The organism is Candidatus Methanoperedens sp. BLZ2 (genome assembly GCF_002487355.1).
In the GTDB taxonomy this organism is placed as follows: Archaea; Halobacteriota; Methanosarcinia; order Methanosarcinales; family Methanoperedenaceae; genus Methanoperedens.
Genome location: NZ_NTMG01000068.1, coordinates 20,350 through 40,548, shown reverse-complemented (window position 1 = coordinate 40,548; position 20,199 = coordinate 20,350). Strand labels below are relative to the sequence as shown.

At 41.2% G+C, this 20,199-nt stretch carries 18 protein-coding genes; 11 read left to right on the top strand and 7 right to left on the bottom strand.

Going from position 1 to position 20,199, the window contains the following annotated elements:
* Window positions 1-192 precede the first annotated feature (192 nt).
* The 6 genes from CL181_RS13820 to CL181_RS13795 all read left to right on the top strand — a co-directional run bounded on the left by CL181_RS13820 (window position 193) and on the right by CL181_RS13795 (window position 4,958).
* Complete coding sequence (locus CL181_RS13820; protein WP_097299902.1) at window positions 193-2,262, top strand: helix-hairpin-helix domain-containing protein; 2,070 nt, start codon at window positions 193-195, stop codon at window positions 2,260-2,262.
* Window positions 2,263-2,379: 117 nt separating this feature from the next.
* On the top strand, window positions 2,380-2,922 hold the full coding sequence (locus CL181_RS13815) for a hypothetical protein (RefSeq protein WP_097299901.1): 543 nt from the start codon (window positions 2,380-2,382) through the stop codon (window positions 2,920-2,922).
* Window positions 2,923-2,932: 10 nt separating this feature from the next.
* Entirely contained in the window at window positions 2,933-3,838 is a 906-nt protein-coding gene (locus CL181_RS13810; protein WP_097299900.1) for a hypothetical protein, read from the top strand.
* Window positions 3,835-4,269, top strand: coding sequence for a hypothetical protein (locus CL181_RS13805; RefSeq protein WP_097299899.1), 435 nt, complete (start codon window positions 3,835-3,837; stop codon window positions 4,267-4,269). Before CL181_RS13810 ends, CL181_RS13805 begins: the two co-directional genes overlap by 4 nt.
* A 20-nt stretch (window positions 4,270-4,289) precedes the next feature.
* Complete coding sequence (locus CL181_RS13800; protein WP_097299898.1) at window positions 4,290-4,541, top strand: hypothetical protein; 252 nt, start codon at window positions 4,290-4,292, stop codon at window positions 4,539-4,541.
* Window positions 4,542-4,637: 96 nt separating this feature from the next.
* Window positions 4,638-4,958 carry a hypothetical protein gene (locus CL181_RS13795; RefSeq protein WP_097299897.1) on the top strand — a complete coding sequence of 107 codons (321 nt, stop codon included), beginning with the start codon at window positions 4,638-4,640 and terminating at the stop codon, window positions 4,956-4,958.
* 18 nt (window positions 4,959-4,976) lie between these two features.
* Here the strand turns inward: CL181_RS13795 and CL181_RS13790 are convergent, their stop codons facing one another.
* Window positions 4,977-5,180 carry a hypothetical protein gene (locus CL181_RS13790; RefSeq protein WP_097299896.1) on the bottom strand — a complete coding sequence of 68 codons (204 nt, stop codon included), beginning with the start codon at window positions 5,178-5,180 and terminating at the stop codon, window positions 4,977-4,979.
* Window positions 5,177-5,740, bottom strand: coding sequence for a hypothetical protein (locus CL181_RS13785; protein WP_097299895.1), 564 nt, complete (start codon window positions 5,738-5,740; stop codon window positions 5,177-5,179). Before CL181_RS13785 ends, CL181_RS13790 begins: the two co-directional genes overlap by 4 nt.
* 271 nt (window positions 5,741-6,011) lie before the next feature.
* On the opposite strand from CL181_RS13785, the gene CL181_RS13780 reads away from it, so the two are divergent.
* Window positions 6,012-7,121: a TIGR04013 family B12-binding domain/radical SAM domain-containing protein gene (locus tag CL181_RS13780; RefSeq protein ID WP_097299894.1), complete on the top strand. Its 1,110-nt coding sequence runs from the start codon at window positions 6,012-6,014 to the stop codon at window positions 7,119-7,121.
* Here the strand turns inward: CL181_RS13780 and CL181_RS13775 are convergent.
* Genes CL181_RS13775 through CL181_RS13760 form a run of 4 tightly spaced genes read right to left on the bottom strand, consistent with a single transcriptional unit; the run spans window position 7,102 to window position 11,168 of the window.
* Entirely contained in the window at window positions 7,102-8,145 is a 1,044-nt protein-coding gene (locus CL181_RS13775) for a coiled-coil protein (protein ID WP_097299893.1), read from the bottom strand. The genes CL181_RS13780 and CL181_RS13775 overlap by 20 nt on opposite strands.
* Window positions 8,138-8,797 carry a hypothetical protein gene (locus CL181_RS13770; protein ID WP_097299892.1) on the bottom strand — a complete coding sequence of 220 codons (660 nt, stop codon included), beginning with the start codon at window positions 8,795-8,797 and terminating at the stop codon, window positions 8,138-8,140. Before CL181_RS13770 ends, CL181_RS13775 begins: the two co-directional genes overlap by 8 nt.
* Window positions 8,794-9,078 carry a DUF424 domain-containing protein gene (locus CL181_RS13765; protein WP_255251575.1) on the bottom strand — a complete coding sequence of 95 codons (285 nt, stop codon included), beginning with the start codon at window positions 9,076-9,078 and terminating at the stop codon, window positions 8,794-8,796. Before CL181_RS13765 ends, CL181_RS13770 begins: the two co-directional genes overlap by 4 nt.
* 8 nt (window positions 9,079-9,086) lie before the next feature.
* Window positions 9,087-11,168 carry a minichromosome maintenance protein MCM gene (locus CL181_RS13760; protein WP_097299890.1) on the bottom strand — a complete coding sequence of 694 codons (2,082 nt, stop codon included), beginning with the start codon at window positions 11,166-11,168 and terminating at the stop codon, window positions 9,087-9,089.
* An 88-nt stretch (window positions 11,169-11,256) separates the two neighbouring features.
* On the opposite strand from CL181_RS13760, the gene cyaB reads away from it, so the two are divergent.
* The 4 genes from cyaB (at window position 11,257) to CL181_RS13740 (ending at window position 18,012) form a co-directional block, all read left to right on the top strand.
* Window positions 11,257-11,817 carry a class IV adenylate cyclase gene (cyaB, locus tag CL181_RS13755; protein ID WP_097299889.1) on the top strand — a complete coding sequence of 187 codons (561 nt, stop codon included), beginning with the start codon at window positions 11,257-11,259 and terminating at the stop codon, window positions 11,815-11,817.
* 32 nt (window positions 11,818-11,849) lie between these two features.
* The gene (locus CL181_RS13750; RefSeq protein WP_097299888.1) at window positions 11,850-14,681 is read left to right on the top strand and encodes a DEAD/DEAH box helicase; all 2,832 of its coding nucleotides are present in this window, start codon (window positions 11,850-11,852) and stop codon (window positions 14,679-14,681) included.
* Between the two features lie 272 nt (window positions 14,682-14,953).
* Window positions 14,954-16,408, top strand: coding sequence for a proline--tRNA ligase (proS, locus tag CL181_RS13745; RefSeq protein ID WP_097299887.1), 1,455 nt, complete (start codon window positions 14,954-14,956; stop codon window positions 16,406-16,408).
* 374 nt (window positions 16,409-16,782) lie between these two features.
* Window positions 16,783-18,012 carry an oligosaccharide flippase family protein gene (locus CL181_RS13740; protein ID WP_217993177.1) on the top strand — a complete coding sequence of 410 codons (1,230 nt, stop codon included), beginning with the start codon at window positions 16,783-16,785 and terminating at the stop codon, window positions 18,010-18,012.
* 1 nt (window position 18,013) lies between these two features.
* Here the strand turns inward: CL181_RS13740 and CL181_RS13735 are convergent, their stop codons facing one another.
* Window positions 18,014-20,179, bottom strand: coding sequence for a hypothetical protein (locus tag CL181_RS13735; RefSeq protein ID WP_097299885.1), 2,166 nt, complete (start codon window positions 20,177-20,179; stop codon window positions 18,014-18,016).
* Between the last annotated feature and the right edge of the window lie 20 nt (window positions 20,180-20,199).

The following is a 20,199-nucleotide window of genomic DNA, read 5'->3' as shown; positions in this document are numbered from 1 at the left end:
CGGCTGCGGCCGGAAGGGGTGGTGAAGGATATGTAGTTTAGATCAATCATACACATTTTTGCTGTGCTCAAAAACCCGACTCAATCACAAATTGTAAATAACTCACTGACAGGCCTCTCCTGAACAGACACCAACTTTTTTATAATCCACATACAATTAAGATGAAACATATATAATTCAAATTGAATTCCAATGATAACTACCCTGAAATCCATCCCCCGCATTGGCGAAAAAACCGCGCGCCGCCTTGTTGAGCATTTTGGCTCTGAAAAACAGGCCATTGATGCCATTATTAGCCAGGATATCGCCGCCATCAGCGAACTTGAGGGAATGACCGAAAAATCCGCGATATCACTTGTTCTGGAGGCTATTGCAATAGATGAGGGCGCAGGTGTCAGGGATTTCCTTAAAACAAATGAGGCATTTGATTTTTATGAACGGCTCCTGGAGCTCATCAAAGGTTTTGCACATACGGATCATGCAAGAAGCAAACTGAGCCTGTATTTCCCTTATCCTTCACGAAAGAAGGAAAAGATACTGCATATCCAGAAAGAGGTCCGGGGAATTCTGGAGATTGCGGGTAAACTCGATGAAAAAGAACTCTCCTTCCTGTTATCAAAAATAAAACCCCTGAAGACGAATTTAAATATACCTGTGATCAGGGACAGGGTAATCATCGCTACAAACACTGAAGAATTTGAAGCTGCTAAAAAATTCCCTGTTTCAGTGCAGCTTGTTTCTGATAGAAGGGAAATTGCCGATATAGCCCGCGGTTATTCGTATGTGATACTTGGTACAAATCTGGCCGGCCTTGATCTTCCGGAGGATATTGAAGTTGATTTTCTTGACATCAAAAAATTAGAGACCTGGCAGGTCGCTCCTGAAAAAGAACTGGCATTTTTTACAAAAAACCTTGAGGCCATCACTTGCTCAATTGGTGTCTTTAATAAGATCAGGCAGCATGCACCTTATTTTTGTGAAAAAATAAAACCAGGGGATATCCAGCAATTATCTTCGGGTATAATGAAACTCTCCGGAGAAACTGATATAAAAAGCGGGCTTGATAATGAAATAGACAGATGTAAATCAATTATCGACAGGCTAAGCGATACAGTTACAAATTCGCAGCAACAGGCAAATATTGAATTTGGATCTCTTATCGAAAAAAGCTCAATTACAGTCAAAGGCTTTGACATGCTCACTGCAATGGATGGGAGCATTAACAGGCTGCTTGAAAAAGAGATCAGGGAAAAATACAACACAGTGACTGCCAATACACTGCGAGGGATTGTGGCTGAACTCGATCTAAACCCGGCAGAGTCACAGTATGTCAATACTTTTTTCAATGAGGAAATATCTCACCCGATCAAAATAAACATACGCGGTGTTGAAGGATTGAAAAACCATCTGCTTCGAAGCATAGCGTCACGAAAGATCGTAATCCTGAGAAATAATGCCCGTTTTCTTTCAAACTTAAAAGAAACCGCATCCCTTCTTGTCCGTGAGGTTCTTGATTTTGATGTCGGATATGCGATCGCCTGTTTTTCAAAGAAATTTGCTCTTAACATACCACATATTCAGAGTGATAACGGGATAGGCATAAAAAGAGGATCGAACCTTTTCCTGGCAAATGCAGTCCCGATAGATTACGCAATCGGAAGATGCAGCATGAATTCCGGCATCGGTAAACTCAAAGATGCGCGTGTGGTCCTGTTAAGCGGCGTAAATTCCGGCGGCAAAACATCAACACTTGATCTTCTTGCCCAGGTTGCCATACTTGCCCATATGGGATATCCTGTTCCTGCGCAAGAATGCGAACTGGGTCTTGTTGAAGAATTCTATTATTTCGGCAAATCCAAAGGCACAATGGATGCCGGGGCTTTTGAAAGCACAGTCAAGGATTTCTCTGCGGTTTCGAACAATAAAACCAAGATCGTCCTTACTGATGAGATGGAATCTATCACTGAGCCCGGAGCTTCAGCTAAGATCATTTCAGGGATCCTTGAGGAACTTGATGATAATAATGGGATTGGAGTATTTGTTAGCCACCTGGCAGAATCGATACTGAAAAATACAACCCACAATATTCGGGTTGATGGTATTGAAGCAAAAGGTCTTGATGAAAACCTGAACCTTATAGTTGACAGGAATCCGAGATACAATTATCTTGCCCGCAGCACTCCTGAGCTTATTGTAGAAAGGCTTGCGCGAAAGTATACGGATATCGAATTCTATGGAAAATTGCTAAAGAAGTTCAAGTAAATGCTCATTTTGGTTTAAGACTGGCTTTATTTGTCTTGAAAACAATCTATTGATTATCATAACTATGATGCTCATGATAGCTTATGCGGTAGATGATCACGCTTTTATGGTGAAAAAATGATTGAAAATAAAGAAGAACCTGAATTTGGTTTTATGAAACTTCTTTCCGGGTATATATACCGCAGATTAAATTTCCAGCATTTTCTTTACTTTTGCGTTTTCATTACATTCGATATAGGAGACACAGTTACAGCTGCTATTATGATGGATTCAAAAGGATTGGGGGTTGAATATAATCCGATAATCCAGTATATCTATTTGAATTATGGACTCTCCGGGCTTATTGCAGCCAAGCTATGGTTGATAATCGTTCCTCTTATGATCGCTTCAACAAAGGTCAAAGACAGCTACTGGTTCATAAATGGGGTGCTGGGATCATTGATAGTATTAGGAATATTAGCCATCCAGGCAAATATCCAGGAAATATCAGGTATTGCGCACATGAGCCCGATGGAGATCAATACAATTTACCTGGTGGTTTTATTATTATTCACATTTGCAGGTACTATAATAGATAATTATACAAAGACAAAAGCACAAAATTCTTTTTCCAACCGGATCAAGGGATTGAATAAAAAATATTCATCTACTTTCAAGTGAATTATCCTTTGTGAATCTTGAACTATCTTATCCGGTTGATTGCTTATGTGATTTCACATATGATTTTTTCTGGCAGCACAGGGGCAGCAGGCTTTCTCCATCCTCTGTGATACCGCACCAGACCGGTACATCATATACCTATCAAGACCTTGTTTTTGCATTAAAGAATGGAGAAGATGTGAACTTAAAAGGCAATGCAGGCAAAAGGCTTGGAAGCAGCCTTGGAGTTGATCTTAAGTTTTTCGGGGGCACAGGAAAAGCCATTAAGTCCGGCTCAATAATCGTTGATGGGGATATTGATACGCGGATGGGTATCAGTATGGTTTCCGGGGCGATATATGTAAAAGGTAATGTCAAACAACCAGCGGGAAACGTTGTGGAGGTTGGATCTGACCGCCCAGGATATCGAAAATTCGTATCTATTACAGATATCCTTTCAGAAGTATCAAATGAAAAAATACTTCCCCCGAATGTTATGGAAAATGGCTGTTTATACGTTAGAGATGGGATTATCCGTGATACGATCGCGGCCCGCCTTGATGCTGACAGGAAGGTCATTGTGGAAGGCGATGCAGGGATGAGCACAGGGATCCTTATGAAGCGCGGGTTTATCAGGATAGAAGGGAATGCAGGCTTGAATACTGCCGTACTTCTGCGTGGTGGGACGATCATTACAGGAAATACGGGAGAGTTCGCTGGTGCATATATGAAAGATGGCGTGCTTATAATAAGCGGGAAAGCTCAAGGTTTTTTGGGTGCAAATATGAAAGGTGGGACGATTTTTTATAAAGGGGATTCCGTGGTCCCGGGTGTTCCGGCTGATGAAAAAGATATAAAGATGCTTATCAGGATGCTTGATATCAGCAAGGTGGAAGCAATGATGTTTAAGAGATATGGGATTAATAGAGTGCTATGAAATTCATAACAACACTTGCATTGACAGCAATAGCATTGATCATAATTACAACTGGGTGCATTTCCAAAGAAGTTCAAGGGGCAAAAATATTTGTAGATGCTGGGTATGCTTTAGGAGCTATTGGTGAAAATCAAACCGATATTCAAAAAATTTCCTGGAATGTAAGCATTGCAAATATCGGTGTTAAAACAGCAGAGAATGTCACAGCCTATATAATTCTGAATCCTGAAATCGTTTCAAGGCAAATTAATCTTGAAGATAATATTGTACAGCTTGGAGACTTGAAGCCTGATGCCGGGAAGGGGTTCAAAGGCAATGCAACATTTAATGCAAACGGCATGAGTAAGCAGGAAATTGCAGCATGGGAGCCATATGCTAAGATAAAGGTAACATGGATTGAAGATGGAAAGCTCACAACCTTTGAAAGTTAATAATAAAAAAGGCGATATATATGGTAGAAACAAAAAGCATTAATGTTAATAGCCGGGGATTTGTCCCTGGCTTATTAATTATTTTTTTCAGTTTAGCTTTAAGTGTCCTGGTTCCTTTTATTGCACCAGCACTCAGAGTTGTGGAGTTAGTAACCGGTGTTTATATTTACAGGCACACTACAGATATTGCTAAGCATAGTATTGCTATGGCAGCTATAACAAGCGGTATACTGATATTCTTGATTATAATTATACGGTGGATTTTTTTATGACATCGAATATAAATTAGAACTCCTCTTGAGAAGTATCATAAATCAGAGAAGCAGGAAAGAAATATCATGATGTAACTCAAATTCTATGGTCATATCATGAAAAAGAAAGAAGTAACTGCGAAAAGCTCCATACTCAAAGATAGAAAATGCATTGTGTGTGGTAATAAATTCGATGTAAAACTTGATGAAAATAATGTTATCCCGATACAGTATTTCTTTTCTAACGAACTTATTAAAAATTTGACTGGTGAAGATGGTGAATACTGGGAATGCGAATATTGCAGTGGTTATTTTGAGGAGAGAGTTAAAGAGTATATGGTCAAGAATTGGGGAACCCGATGTCCGGATTATGAGGAAAACTGCCCATGCTGTAAAGCATGGAAATATTATGATTATCTGTTTAAAATCGAAGAATAAACCAGCAGAATTTCATAATTATTTAGGTGTATCTAACTTCCTTAGCTGTCTTATTTTCTCAAGTCCACCCTCTGTTTTGGCAAGGCGCTCATAGAAGGCATTTGCCATGATTATCTGCGAGTCTATCAGTGGGCCAACCTCCCTGATCCAGATTGAGCGGGAATGCGTTTTTACAAATTCAGCCCATCGTATCACCTGTTCATCGTGAGTCCTGTCTCTCATGATAGCCTCAACCTGCGGATATCCGCTTTTATTTTTGTGATCTCTTTTTCATCAAGGACATCAGAATAGATGATCCGCAAATGCTTTGCATCATCCATGTCCTTTTCTGATTTTAGCAGTTCTTCCTTAAAAGCAATATTCATTTCAATACTTGAAAAATATAGATCAAGCCCGGTAAGAGGCAATTTTTTTCTTGTCTGGATTTGATAATCATCAAGTTCATCTTTTGCCATTTTCAATTCCATTTCAGGAATAAAACGTCCTTTTCTTACATATCGCACACTGGTTTTGTCGCTTAAATAGTCATCATAAATAAGTTCTGGGTATTCTGACTGAATACATTCAAAACCTGCCTCTACAAGATCATTATGCATTTTTATGAATGTATCTTTTTTGATCTTTTCGATTATCAGATCCACATCTTCCGTTCCCCTGCTTCTCCCATGTGCAATTGCCACAAAACCTGAAACAATGATATATTTTGCATGTTTTTCTACTACATCAATAAAATCTTGCGCAAACCTATCAAGAATTGTCCGCTCTTTTACTTCTCGACTCATTCAGGTTATTCAATATATTTGCGTGATAATATATCTTTCCGCAAAAAAAGAGGCGTGCCAGCAAACGTAAAAGAATCAAAAAACTTCACCGTAAAGTCGGTCAAGAACCAAAGTTCATAAATGAACCTGAAAAAAACAACGAACTAATACAAACTGTTACGAACTCCGGTAGCGTGAGTTCGTTTCAGTTCATACAAGGGGATATTGCCAGATGGTGATGTATCCATTAATCTTAAGTCAATTGGTTTTATTGTTAAGTCAAAAACAAGCAATGAACAAAACCACTCAAGTTAATTTCAGGTTCTTCAGGAAGAACATGCAAAGCATTGCTGTCCTGATGCCTCTTGTGCCGGGATCAGATACAAAAGAAAAACCCTGCGACGGCATAATGATCTACAGCTTTGCAACACAGCAGGCGCCATCGATATTCAGGGAAGTGTCGCAGGCAGCAACAAGCTCGGTATTCATTGCCGGAGGACCTCACCCTTCTGCCCGGCCGGAAGAAACGCTGCGATTTTTTGACTATGTAGTAATAAGCGAAGGTGAAGAAACATTGCCTGAATTGATCGATGTAATTCAAAATAAAGGAGATATTTCATCAGTTAAAGGTATTGCTTATAAAAATGAGACGGATGATATTGTTTTCACCGAAAAGAGAAGCCAGGTTGATTTAGATAAATATCCGCCTTTTGATCCGGGGATCATGCACAATACAATTGAGATCACTCGCGGCTGCCCATATAATTGCACTTACTGCTCGACCCCGCAATTATTCGGCCACAGTGTGAGACACAGGAGCATTGATGTCATCTCAAAATATTCAAAGTTCCTCAAAGATATCAGATTCACGTCCCCGAATGCCTTTGCCTATGGTTCGGATGGCATACATCCGCGCATTGAAAAAATTGAATCACTTCTTCGCGAATTGCAGCCCGGAAGGATTTTTTTCGGGACGTTTCCTTCAGAGGTGAGGCCGGAATTCATAGACGACAGAATCCTTGAACTTGTATCGAAATATTGTGAAAATACCACAATCAGCATGGGGGGACAATCAGGAAGCCAGAGGATGCTTGAAAGCATAAATCGAAAACATACCGTAGAAGATATTATCACAGGGGCTGAGAAATGCCTGGAACATGGTTTTACTCCGGTCGTTGATTTCATATTCGGGCTTCCTGGTGAAACTGAATCTGACCAGCTTGAAACTCTAAAATTAATAAAATGGCTGACAGGAAAAGGAGGAAATGTCCATTCTCATTATTTCATGCCGCTTCCAGGCACACAATTTGAAAATTCAACGCCTGCTCCGCTATCCAGAGAAGTGAAAAAGGTAATGGGGGAGATGGCGCTAAAAGGAAAAACTACGGGCGTGTGGTCTTAAGCTTGATATCCTCATTCTCAACAAGCAGCCTGAACTCATCAAGGCTCAAACGTCCGTCTTTCTTGAACTTCTTCCTGGCTTGCTCACGTTTTCCAACATTTTTCTGCTGGTCGCGGTCAAGCTGGTATTCTTTCATCTGCTCAAGATAAACTCCAAGTTCATCACGAAGATTCGGAATTTCCGCCTTCAGTACGCTTATTTTCTTTCGAAGAGGCGCAATGCCTTTGAATTTTTCATTCAATTGGGCATGATAAGAGTCAGCTTCCTTACGCAACGCGTCTATTTCATTGTAAAGCTTTATCATTTCTTCATGGAACTTCTGGGATTCCTGGGCAAGCGCCTGGATCTTAGCATGCAAAGTATCCATATCAGTGTAGATTTCTTTTCCCTTAATATATTCAAGTGAGATCACAGAATGTATCTCATTGGCTTTCCGGGTGGCTTTCAATCTATCGTTTAACTCATTTAAACGGTTGAAAATATTGATCTCATGCTCAAGCGGAATGTCTGCCGCCAAAAAGAGGTTTAACTCCTCTTGATAAGCCTTTTCAAGGGTTTCAAATCTTCCCCTGGCTGTAAGGTTCAATTCATCGCGTGATTTCTTAAGTTCACCTATTCTCTCACTGAATTCTTTCCCCTTACCCCTCATCTGGTCTCTCTGTGCTTTTAATTCCGCGATCTTTGCGTTTGTTTCATCCCTCTTTTTTCTAAGGTCAGCAGCTTTTGGTGACAGTTCCTTGACTCTTGCATTTAAGCCGTCGCGTTTGGCTTTAAGGTCATTTCCTCCCTGGCTGTGAAGGGAAATATCCCTGAATATTGTTTTTAATTCCCTTTCCTCCTGCTCAATCCGCTGTCGCAGGAGATTGATCTTCTCTTTCAGATCACGTTCTGATAATTTTGGATAAACTTTTGGCTTTTCAGTATTACTTCCAGTAATAACTTCAAGATGGCTTTGAGGCTGGACTTCACTGGTATCTACATGGGTCTCAATCTGCGGTTCCACTGGATTTTCAATCTCACTCAACTTTTATTCCCCCTTTTTGTTTCTTCCAGTAATCTAAAGCATTGGTATGGCTTTCGATCCTTCTTTTGAGCCAGTTATGCCTTCCTTCTAATTCTTCTGCCTGTTTATCAAAATCCTTTGCAGTTCCCATATCCTGTTTTGGTTTATTCTGGATCGATATGAATTCTTTATGCGATTCATTCGCCTCATTTAATTTATCAATTATTGCTTTTGAGGTTACGGATATTCCGGCTTTTCTGGCCTCGGTTTCAAAATCATAAAGAAGTTTCTTGACTTCAACTATCGATTTTTCTTCATCATCAATATTTCTTGAATTCTGGAGTTTCTTCTCATGTTCTTCAATTCTGGCTGAAAGACGTGTTACTTCATGTACATTGGGTGATCTGGCCTGCTGCATCTTTTCGATCACTTCTTTAAAAAGGTCTTCCCTTTGTTTTTTCGCCTGGTGGAAATAGAGGAAATATTTTTCATTAAGAACAATTATTTTCGTTTCGTTGGTCTCTATTTCCTTTTTAAGATCATCGGTTTGCTTCTTAACAGTTTCGAGCTTATTTTCAAGCTCGGAAAATTCACTTTTAAAAGCTCCAAGGAACTTATTATGTTTTTCAATAACAAGATCCATTAATGTATTATTGTCAATTATTTCAGTCATATTTCTACCATCTGTGCATGGGGTATCCCATCAATAAAGATCACGGTATCAGGATCGACACATCCGCACTCTACAGCGCATGCAATGGATCTCTTACCGGCGATATTTGCGATATTTGCGCATGAAAGTGCTTCCTTTACCTCATTTTCGCAAACTTCTTCACCTTTATAGAAGCTTTCTTCAAGTTTGAGAACAAGTTTTCCTTCTTTGAATTTCTTACCAAGAATATCCGTATCACAGACTGCCACGATCAATTTGCCGTCCGTATCATATCTTTTCATATACATGTTCAAACAACCCTGAACCTATCATTACTAGACTCAATTATCTCTCCAGCGCTCTTTAACTTTTGTATCATATCCTCAACTGTCTCTTTTTTGATACCTGATTCTTCAGCCCTTGATATAATCTCTTCTATTGGTGCAGCACCCATTTCTTTCTGGAGATCCCTGATTATTTCCCTGAGTACCTTGATCCTGTCCCTCTGGCTTTTACCCATTCCCACATTAACGATATCTGCATCAAGCCTTCCAGTTTCCGGATCTGTCATGACCTGTTTTAAGCTTGCCATCACAATCCGGATGATCCTGCTTGTGTCATCTGTGGTTATGACATTACTCAAGCGTACGCGCGCGCTTGCTTCAGCCAGGCGTATCAGGGCCTCAAGCTGGCGGGCCGTAACAGGAACAGGAGAATCCGGGGCCTCACCCTGTTTCCTCAAGCCAAGATAAAAGTCGATCAAATGTTTCCTTGCATCGTCCTGGATAATCGGGAAGATATTCCTCTTTGTATATGCAATATATTTCCTGAGCTTCTCTGCTTCCAGCACAGGGCGGATGATCTCCATGGCTTTCGTAATATCATCTGTGCTGATACCCGAATTTACTATGTTTTTTCTCCTGGTTGAAAGTTCACCTGCATAATGGGCTTTCAGTATATGTTCTGCGATCGCAGTATCCCTGTTTACCGAAGGCTCATCAGTAAGTATAAAGATCAGGTCAAAACGGGAAAGCAGAGCTGGCGGCATGTTTATTTGTTTTGCAATGGGTTCGTACCTGTCAAACCTTCCGAATTTCGGGTTAGCAGCACCAAGAAGAGCGCAGCGTGATTTCAACGTAGCCATGATCCCTGCTTTTGCTATACTTATGGTCTGCTGTTCCATTGCTTCGTGCATGGAACTCCTGTCGTCCGCTTCCATCTTGTCAAGTTCGTCAACACATGCAAGACCCATATCAGCAAGCACAAGTGCGCCAGCTTCAAGCGTCCAGCGGCCGTCTCCGAACTCATCCTTGACAGCCGTGGCAGTAAGACCAGCAGATGTTGAGCTTTTACCGCTGGTGTAAATGCCGCGCGGTGCAAGTTTTACGGCGTAACGCAGCAACTGGGATTTGGCCACGCCAGGATCCCCCACAAGGAGAATATGCATATCCCCGCGAATACGTGCGCCATCAGGTAAGTGCTTTGCCATGCCAGAAAAAAGCTGAAGCGCCATGGCTTCCTTCACTTCCTCATAACCATAGATCGAAGGAGCAATGGAGCCGATTATCTTTTTATAAATCTCCGGGTCTTTTCCGAGAGTAACGATTTCCTCGATGTCCTCTTTTGATATCTCGATATCCTCGAATTCCTTGTCTTCAATATCGATAGAATTCCCGTCAAGCAAGAGATCAAAAAATGTGCTTTTCCCCTCCCTATTGCTCCTCTGGAATGAGCGCAATACCCCTGATAATACAATGCGATCACCCGGTGATACCAGTCCGGCCAGGTCATCATCAACATCCACATCAAGGGTCTGGGGCTGCTCACCGCCTCTTAAGTCGTCAGGGGACTCCTGTATCCTGAGTTTTTGCGCATCAATGAATTCGGATTGGTCATGGACAAGCTTAAAAGCGCCTTTTCGTCCGCATACATCATTCTCGCACTCAAAAGGCTCAACGAACTTTCCTTCACCCTGGGGCATGAACGTTATTTCACCGCATTTCTGGCATTTAAAAGCGCCATTTATGATCTTTGGTCTTACTTCTGTTGCTTTCCTGATCAGGCCAGAGACTGCTATGAATTTGTTAATATTTTCACTCCGAAGCTCCCTTATCTGGATACGCTCAGGGATTTTGATGATCCTTACGTGCGTCTCTGTAAAAACAACGTCAGCAGGAAGATCAATACTACTGAGAGCTTCGTTCGAATGTTTAATTACAAGGTCGGGATGCTCAAGCAATTCCCGGGCAAGTTCCATATCGAATCGTTCAATATCAGGAAATTGAACAACAAGACTTCGTTTTTCCGGAAAATTCTTTGCCAATTCAAGGATGTTCTCCCAGTAATATCGTTTGAAGAAGTCTTCCCAGACCTGGATAGATGATTGTACCATTTTTTACTACTTAAGCCCGAGGGTATTTCAATGTTTCGAACCGGATTAAATAAACAATTTGATATAACGGGGAGATAGATTAACATGCATGATAGAGATAGAAGTGAAAGCACCTGTTGAAGATCCAAAACAAATGGAAAGATCAATAATTGAGCTGGGAGCTACGCCAATCGGGATAGAAGCGCAGACAGATACATATTATAATGCGCCGTACCGTGATTTCGGAAAAACCGATGAGGCTTTGAGGATCAGGGTGCAGGATGGGAAATCCACTTTAACGTATAAGGGGCCTAAAATGGATAAGGTTTCTAAAACAAGAAAAGAGGTGCAAACCGAAATAAAGGATCTGGATAGCATGGGTAATATACTTTCATCTCTTGGTTTTTCTCCTGTTGCTACCGTATCAAAGAAACGAAAAAATTTCAGGATAGGGGATTTTTATATTTCCCTTGATGAAGTTCGAAACCTTGGAAATTTTATAGAGGTCGAGATTGTGGTAAAAGACCCAAGGAATTACCAGGAAAAGGTTGAAAGCATTTTTAAATTCATCGCCAAATTAGGGATAAAGAGAGAATCAACTATTCGCAAATCATATCTGGAAATGATCCTTGATGTGGATAATAATATTTGTTCGTCTGTAGTAGAATAGATTTATATATTGAATCCTCTTTTTTAAGCAATATGAACGTATTCGGTTTACTTGATCTACGGATCCAGGAAGCCCTGGCTAAGCAGGGATTTACTTTCCCGACAGAGCCGCAGGTACAAACAATACCATCCGTAATGGCAGATGAGCATGTTCTTCTGATAGCACCCACAGGTTCAGGGAAAACCGAATCGGTTGTACTTCCGGTTTTTCACAGGATAATGCAAAAAAAAGCCGGGGAAATGACGGAAAAAAAACGCGGGATTTCTGTCATTTATATCACGCCTCTTCGCGCTCTTAACAGGGATATGCTAACCCGTCTTGAGTGGTGGGGAAAGGAACTGGGATTAAAGGTTGCTGTGAGGCACGGGGATACTACCACATACGAGAGACAGAAACAATCATTAGAACCCCCGGATTTTCTTGTCACTACACCTGAAACCTTACAGATAATGCTTACCGGAAAGAGGCTCAGGAATAACCTCAAAACGGTTACACATGTGATAATTGATGAAGTGCATGAGCTTGCTTCCTCAAAAAGAGGCGCACAGCTTTCCATTGCCCTTGAGCGGCTTGTGGAAGTCGCAGGTGAATTCCAGAGGCTTGGTCTTTCTGCAACTGTGGGAAAACCTGACCAAATCGCTCATTTTCTTGCAGGAACAGATCGGATCGCCAGGATTGTTGAAGTTTCGCTATTAAAGCGGCTTGAGTTCAATGTTGTATGTCCAAAACCCGCAAAGGAAGACCACGAATCTTCCAGAAAACTGATGTGTACGCCTGAGATGGCATCGCATCTTCGGATCATTTCCGGAATTGTGGAAAAACACAAATCCACCCTCATATTTGTTAATACCAGGGAATCCGCTGAAATGCTTGGTTCAAGATTCAAGATGCTTGGACAATTAATCGGCGTGCATCACGGCTCTTTATCAAAAGAAACGCGCATCGAGGCTGAGACTAATTTTAAGAATGGCAGTCTCAGGGGGCTTATCTGCACATCCTCCATGGAACTCGGTATCGATATTGGTGATGTTGACAATGTTATACAATATATGTCACCGCGCGAGGTTACCCGCTTGATACAGAGAGTGGGAAGAGCGGGTCACTGGGTTGGCGAGAAATCAAGCGGGACAATAATAACAACAGGTGCGGATGATGCCGCAGAATCATCAGCCATCACGCGCAGGGCAAAATCGGGCGAGATAGAAATAATCGACATACATGAGAACAGCACTGACACACTCGCAAACCAGATATGCGGCCTTGTGCTTGATTTTGGGAAGATATCTGTTGACCGTATTTTTTCAATTGTGACAAGGGCATATCCTTTTCGAACGCTTAAGATCGAACTTTTAAGGGCAGTAATTAAACAAATAAACGACACCCGATTGATATGGTTTGAGAACGATATGGTCGGCAAAAAAATGAGGAGCTGGCAGTATTATTATGAAAACCTCTCCATGATCCCGGATGAAAGACGCTTTGAGATCTTTGATATCGTAAGCGGCCGAACCGTGGGTGCGCTTGATGAGGCTTTCGTTGTTGATTTTGCAGAAGCTGGAGCCGTATTTATCACCAAAGGTGAAATGTGGCGCATCATTGAGGTGATCAGTGAAAAAAGCATGATCAAAGTTGAACCAATAAGCGACCCTGGTGCTGATGTCCCTAACTGGGTCGGGGAGGAGATACCTGTTCCTTATGCGGTTTCCCAGGAAGTGGGAGCAATAAGAAAGCGTATAATGGAAAAAATCAAGAGCAAACAAGCCGACCAGAAAATAATCGAAGGTTACAGGAAAGATTACCCAACCGATGATGAGGCAGCAAATGAGATCCTGGAATTGGTGAAGAGACAGGTCAAAAAAGGTTTCATAGTACCTTGTGATGATATCGTGGTCATAGAACAGGAAGGAACGTCGATCATCATAAACATGTGCGGCGGGCACAAAGTAAATGATACCCTGGGCCGGGTCCTTACATCGCTTCTTACAGCAAGGTTCGGGGCAAGCGTTGCAATGGAAATAGACCCATACAGGATAAAACTTGAACTTCCTAAATTGTTCAATGCCGAAAAGATCAGGGAATTACTCCTTACAATCAATCCTGACCACATTGAGCCCATCATCGAGATGACGCTTAAGAATTCGATGCTCCTTAAATGGAAAATGGTGCATGTTGCCCGCAAGTTCGGGGCCATCAGCAGGGATGTGGATTATGAGCGTATAAGCATGAAAAAGCTGCTTGATGTTTTTGAGCGCACACCGATGTATGATGAAGCGGTGCGTGAAATATTCCATGATAAGCTTGATATTGCCCGTTCCGTGGATGTCCTTAAAAGTTTACAGGGCAACAGCCTGAAGCTTGTAATCCAGCCTGTAAGCCCGATAGGCGAGGCAGGTTTCATGGGAGGGCGGGAATTGATGGCGCCTGAGAGGGCTGACAGTTCCATAATCATGGCCTTAAAAAGCAGGATTATGGAAGACAGGGTCATACTTTTTTGCATAAACTGCAAGAAATGGCGCTCGACAAGGGTTGTAAAAAGCGTGCCAGAACGCCCGGAATGTCCATTGTGCGGCAGCAGGATGATAGCTGCGCTTAAGCCCTGGGAAGAAGAGGAAATAAAGATCGCAAAAAAGAAGGAGAAGGACAAATCAAAAGAGGAGAAGAAAAGAACTGCGCGTGTTTTTAAGAACGCCAACCTTGTTCTCTCGCATGGGAAAACTGCGGCGATAGCACTTGCATCAAGGGGCATCGGGCCTGAGACTGCTTCGAGGGTTATCGGGAAACTGAGGGAGGATGAGGAGGAGTTCTACAGGGATATTTTGATCGCAGAGAGGAATTATGCGAAGACAAAGAGGTTCTGGGAGTAAGGGAGGATTTGAAACATCATATAGAAATCATTTTATTTCACCTGAGCTTATAGGGATTGACTTAGAACCTATCCGAAAAGTTGAAACCACAAAGAACACAGAGAGCTCAGAGATTTTTAAACATGTCTCTGTGTTCTCTGTGACCTCTGTGGTTCATTCGGAAATGTAATATTGATTGATTTTTCGGATAGGCTCTTAGACTTCTATAAGTAGCTACTATACAAATATCATATCCCTAAAATAATATTAGCACAATCCAACCGGTGACACCCATGGCAGAAACAAAAGATAAAGCATTACAGGACAAAAAACCTGTTCTTCCCACAAAATCAAATTTCAGTGAATGGTATAATGAATTACTTCTAATGGCGGAAATAATGGATGTCAGGTATCCTGTTAAAGGGCTTTATGTCTGGTTCCCGTTCGGGTTCGATGTGCGAAAACGAACTTATGCGATAATCCGTGAACTACTGGATAAAGACCATAAAGAAGCTCTTTTTCCACTCCTTATCCCTGAAAATGAATTCATGAAGGAAGCAGAACATATTAAAGGTTTTGAAAATGAAGTTTACTGGGTCACGCATGGCGGAAAAAACGAACTCGATGTAAAACTTGCTCTTCGCCCGACAAGTGAGACTGCTATTTATCCGATGTATAAAGTATGGGTGCGCTCACATGCGGATCTTCCCATAAAGATTTACCAGATCGTAAATACCTTCAGGTATGAAACAAAGCATACGCGCCCGCTTATTCGTCTTCGTGAGATAACATCTTTTAAAGAAGCGCACACGGTTCATGCAACATGGGACGAAGCTGCTGCTCAGGTAAAGGAAGCCACAGGGATATACCAGGAATTCTACAGGAGACTTGCAATCCCGACAATCGTCTCAAAACGCCCGGACTGGGATAAATTCCCTGGCGCTGATTATACAATGGCAGTGGATACACTGATGCCGGATAATAAAACCTTGCAGATCGGGACAGCGCATCACCTGGGAAGCAATTTCGCAAAGACATTTGATATCAAATACGAGGATATAAACGGCGAACAGGTGCTTGCGCACCAGACATGCTACGGGATCTCGGAGCGAAGTATCGCAGCGTTGATATCATTACACGGGGATGATAAAGGATTGGTGTTCCCGCCGGAGATAGCGCCCATCCAGGTCGTCATTATCCCGATATTATTCGGGAAGAGCGATGAGACACTGGATGCATGCCGCGATGTTGCACAGCGATTAAAGGCAAAAAATATAAGGGTCACCCTTGATGAGACCGATGAGCGCCCCGGGGCAAAATATTACAAATGGGAAATGAAAGGCGTCCCTCTAAGGGTTGAGATCGGCCCGCGCGACCTTAAAAATAACGCAGCCACAGTTGTGAGAAGGGACACAGGGAACAAGGAAAACGTACCCCTGGCAGATATCGAAAGTGAAATCGAAAAACGATTTGTGGCGATCCATGAAAGCCTGTTCAAGAAGGCGCAGAAATCCCTGGAAGGACGTTTGATCGCATGTACGACCATTGAAGAAGTAAAAGAGAATATCTCCAATGGAATCGTTAAGATACCGTGGTGCGGTGTCCGTGAATGCGGCCTTGCTATGGAAGAAGCAGTCGGCGCAGGGATATTAGGGATACCTGAGAGCGAACTTGGGAAAGGAACCGGGATCTGCCCTGTGTGTAAGAAAGAAACGGAAAATATTGCTATAATGGCAAAAACGTATTAGAGTAAGGGCGCTTGCGGCACCTGCAGCACTCGCGGAACTCGCGGCGCTTGCAAACGACCCTACACTTTTACTGAAAAATGCATCTATTTTTTCATCCACTTAAAGTACATTGCGATCAGAATAATGATAACTAATATTATCAATATTGCAGACCATGTCGATATCCCTGAAGAACAATAATAAATAAAACTAATTTATAACGTGGGGTAGAGGGGTAGAGAATAAACCGGACTTGTCCGGTGGATGAATCGTACCCCCTTTCATTGTAATACCTAACCCAAATATATAGACTGTTTAAGATATATATAATTCCCTGATCTGGCTTTTCTTAAACAACATTTAAGAGCATGGAACAGGAATTTATGTATAATTTTATGAGTTTTATCAGGCTTTTCAGTTTTAAAGGCAATGAACTTTTAAAACACAGCAGTATCCTGTTTATAGCTTCTATTATAGCAGGATTATTGAATTATTTATTCCAGCTTTATGTAGGAAGAATGCTTGGACCATCAGATTATGGTATTTATAGTTCGCTTGTAGCGCTGCTCTATATAATGTCCGTACCTTCGTCCACGATACAGACATCTGTAGCAAAACTGGTGTCGGATCACAGCTCTGAGCCTGAAAAAATAAAATACCTGTTGAAGTATGTGTTCCGGAAACTAACTCTTACAGCATTACCGGTATCTGCCCTGTTTTTTATTTCGAGTATCTACATAGCAGATTTCCTGAAGATAAATTCAAATATGTATTTTTTTATTTTATCAATTTTATTGTTTATTTCCTTTCTCGCACCAGTATTGATCGGCACTTTACAGGGTATGCAGATGTTCGTACATATGGGAATTAACAGTGTTGCAGGCACTTTTTTCAAGTTGCTTTCCGGTGTTATTTTAGTTTATTTCGGGTTTGGGATAAACGGCGCATTACTTGCATTGTTCATTGGATCTCTTCTGGCGCTCTTACTTGCTTTTATGCCATTACACTTTCTAAAAGAAAGTAAAGAAGTGAATGGTAATATCAGGTTATTAAATTACTCGATGGTAGTACTTTTAGCAACCATCGGGCTTACTTTTGTGACGAATGCGGATATGCTCATCGTAAAACACTATTTGAGCGACAAAGAAGCGGGATACTATGCCGCGGCAGGCCTTCTGGGGAAAATTATATTATTTGCTACCGCGCCTATCGCAATGGTCATGTTCCCGAAAGCAACCGTGATGGATCAAAAAAATCATAATGGAAGTAATCTGCTCAGGAATAGTCTATTGTACACAGGCAGCATATCATTTTTTATCGTTGCATTATTCATACTTGTCCCGAATTTCATTGTGAAACTATTATTTGGTCCTGAATTCGTGGAGATCAACAGTCTTCTTGTTTATTTTGCAGCGGGCACTGCTTTGTTTTCGCTTGCGAACACTTTTGTTTTCTATGACCTTGCAACACGCAAATACAGGTTTTTGTATGTTCTGGGCGCTGTTTCGGTCCTGGAAGTTGTATTGATTTCCCTGTTTCATGATAGTTCATTAACTGTTGTCAGGATACTTTTTGCCCTGATGGGAATATTGTTCCTCGGTTTATGGTTCTCTGAAAAGAGATAAGCTATAAACCAATTTTTGTGCGGATTTTTTCATTAAAATATAAGATAATCAAAAATATGAATGCAATTCCTGAAATTAAATATCCAATTAAATAAATATTAAATCGTTCATAGTATAATGTGTTTCCTTTAATGCCGGAAGTATCATAAGCGTTCGTTACTCCAAAGTTCGCAAAAGGAGTCTTTCTTTCAAGCTTCCAGTCTTCTGAGTACCTCCGGGAAAAAATAATATAGCGTTTTGAAGGCTGATCGAGTAAATACTTAACAGGAGACTCAATAGTATAATTAAGAGCCTGACCCTTCGATGCTTCTATATTTGTATTTGTCTCATTCCCGGCAACAATGGCAAAGGAAGTTATGTCCCGGGTCTTGCTAATCTCAAGCAGATCCTCCCAATCTTTTATGGTGATCACCCCGTCAGCCTCGTAAAACCTTGAGACAGGATGCCTGTTCCTGAAAACTACAAGATTTTCAGTGTCCCTTACCAGCTCCAGATCTTTTTGTTTATATAGAAAATAATATTGTCCATAATCAACTTCTTTTGTGAGAATTATATATTTCACATTAAGCGGCGCAACAAGTTCACCGAAATTCTCTATTTTATCTTTCTTCCATAACAGGAACTCAATGTACCCTGTAACCGGGTTCGAAGAAGAACTATAGATCGGCCCAGCCTCCATATTCTCCCCCTGTATTACAGGCTTATCAAAAAAGGTGCTTGCCGGATTTGCAATGCGTTTCTGGGGCGTTGGAAGCCATTTGAAGTCCATATAAAGATGCCATGGCATGAACAATATATTAAAGTCCTGTTTATCCTCGTTAAGATAATCGTTCACAGCATACCAGTCCTTCGGATAATCAGCGGTTTTAAGCTGGCCTTGGAAGCCGTCGAATATAGTGAAGGAATAGATGAAAGGAGTTGAAATTGCAAGAACGATCAGGAGCAGCGCTGCGAATTTATTATATACGTTATATGCATTGCTTCCTGGACTTTTTGTTTTTGCGATTTTTTCCAGTTCTGCAACTCCGAGACCTCCGAGATATGCATAAGCCATTACAAGAAGCGCTACAAATTTCTGGGGTTCCCTGAATCCTTTAAAGAAGAATACGTTATTAAAGAGAAATTCAAATACGCTTCCGAATGGACCGGAAATACCAGCGGCAAGCAAGGCAGATAGGACAGCAACTATTCCGAATGCCCTGACATAGACCCCATGCTTCGGATGCCTGTAGTTTAAAGTGAAACCGTGAACTGCAAGAAATAATATAAAGATGAAAAAGAGGTACCAATACGGCAGCAGGTCTTTTGCATACAAGTAGCCGCCGCGCCAGAAACCGTACATGGAGGCTGTTGTAAAGAGAGTGTTGAAGTTAATATCGTGCTTGGTTGTAAAAGTATAAAGATCAGAACTTGTGATCTCACCCAGCAAAGTGTTATTTCCTGTAAAACTCGGGACAAGCCAATACGAATTAAGCAATAGCAGGAATAAACCGATCAAAAGCGATCCTTTTGATATACCAATGACTTTTTGCGCATTTTTTCCGGATTCCAAAATTTTTAAAATATAAAAAATACCAAAAACGATCAACAAAAGGAATGGCGTATGAGTCTCAATAAAAAATACAACCGTTATAAGAAATGCTACGTATAATGATCTTTTAGCGGAAAAAGAAGAAGGGGAGGGGAACTCGAAAAAATCCATGAAAGATTTAATAACTATTGGTGAGACAGCATAAGAAAGCAGGATCAGCCAATGCCCTGCCAGGAACCTGACATAGATAAAAGGATTGATCATGTACAAAAAGCCGGCAAAATATCTTCCTATCCCCCATTCTTCAGGACAGAGTTTGTACATAGAGACACCTGAAACAAAAAAAACAAGGAAAAAAAGCAATTTCTGGATTATTTCATTTGAGAAAAAAATACCGAGGAAATCAAGAAATGCATATATAGGCAAAGTAGAATATTGATTGCCCAATCCATAAAATGGGTCCGATATTCGAAAAGTATCCGGGGTAAATATCATATCCAGGGTTAAAATGTAACCCGGAGAAAAAAAGTTCATGACCAGCACAAGGGAAAGTATTGAAAAGACAAAATAATAAAAATAGTGTTTAGAGAATAGAATTTGCTTTTTCTCTAAAATAGAATCTATCCAGCCTGCCATTCTATTAAAACTGCTCTACA

Excerpts from the sequence above, each read along its gene's own strand:
- CL181_RS13820 (WP_097299902.1), top strand. The coding sequence starts at position 193 with ATGATAACTACCCTGAAATCCATCCCCCGCATTGGCGAAAAAACCGCG.
- CL181_RS13765 (WP_255251575.1), bottom strand. The coding sequence starts at position 9,078 with ATGAAAAGATATGATACGGACGGCAAATTGATCGTGGCAGTCTGTGAT.
- proS (WP_097299887.1), top strand. The coding sequence starts at position 14,954 with ATGGCAGAAACAAAAGATAAAGCATTACAGGACAAAAAACCTGTTCTT.
- CL181_RS13800 (WP_097299898.1), top strand. The coding sequence starts at position 4,290 with ATGGTAGAAACAAAAAGCATTAATGTTAATAGCCGGGGATTTGTCCCT.
- cyaB (WP_097299889.1), top strand. The coding sequence starts at position 11,257 with ATGATAGAGATAGAAGTGAAAGCACCTGTTGAAGATCCAAAACAAATG.
- CL181_RS13750 (WP_097299888.1), top strand. The coding sequence starts at position 11,850 with ATGAACGTATTCGGTTTACTTGATCTACGGATCCAGGAAGCCCTGGCT.
- CL181_RS13795 (WP_097299897.1), top strand. The coding sequence starts at position 4,638 with ATGAAAAAGAAAGAAGTAACTGCGAAAAGCTCCATACTCAAAGATAGA.
- CL181_RS13805 (WP_097299899.1), top strand. The coding sequence starts at position 3,835 with ATGAAATTCATAACAACACTTGCATTGACAGCAATAGCATTGATCATA.
- CL181_RS13815 (WP_097299901.1), top strand. The coding sequence starts at position 2,380 with ATGATTGAAAATAAAGAAGAACCTGAATTTGGTTTTATGAAACTTCTT.
- CL181_RS13770 (WP_097299892.1), bottom strand. The coding sequence starts at position 8,797 with ATGACTGAAATAATTGACAATAATACATTAATGGATCTTGTTATTGAA.
- CL181_RS13785 (WP_097299895.1), bottom strand. The coding sequence starts at position 5,740 with ATGAGTCGAGAAGTAAAAGAGCGGACAATTCTTGATAGGTTTGCGCAA.
- CL181_RS13780 (WP_097299894.1), top strand. The coding sequence starts at position 6,012 with ATGAACAAAACCACTCAAGTTAATTTCAGGTTCTTCAGGAAGAACATG.
- CL181_RS13790 (WP_097299896.1), bottom strand. The coding sequence starts at position 5,180 with ATGAGAGACAGGACTCACGATGAACAGGTGATACGATGGGCTGAATTT.
- CL181_RS13735 (WP_097299885.1), bottom strand. The coding sequence starts at position 20,179 with ATGGCAGGCTGGATAGATTCTATTTTAGAGAAAAAGCAAATTCTATTC.
- CL181_RS13760 (WP_097299890.1), bottom strand. The coding sequence starts at position 11,168 with ATGGTACAATCATCTATCCAGGTCTGGGAAGACTTCTTCAAACGATAT.
- CL181_RS13740 (WP_217993177.1), top strand. The coding sequence starts at position 16,783 with ATGAGTTTTATCAGGCTTTTCAGTTTTAAAGGCAATGAACTTTTAAAA.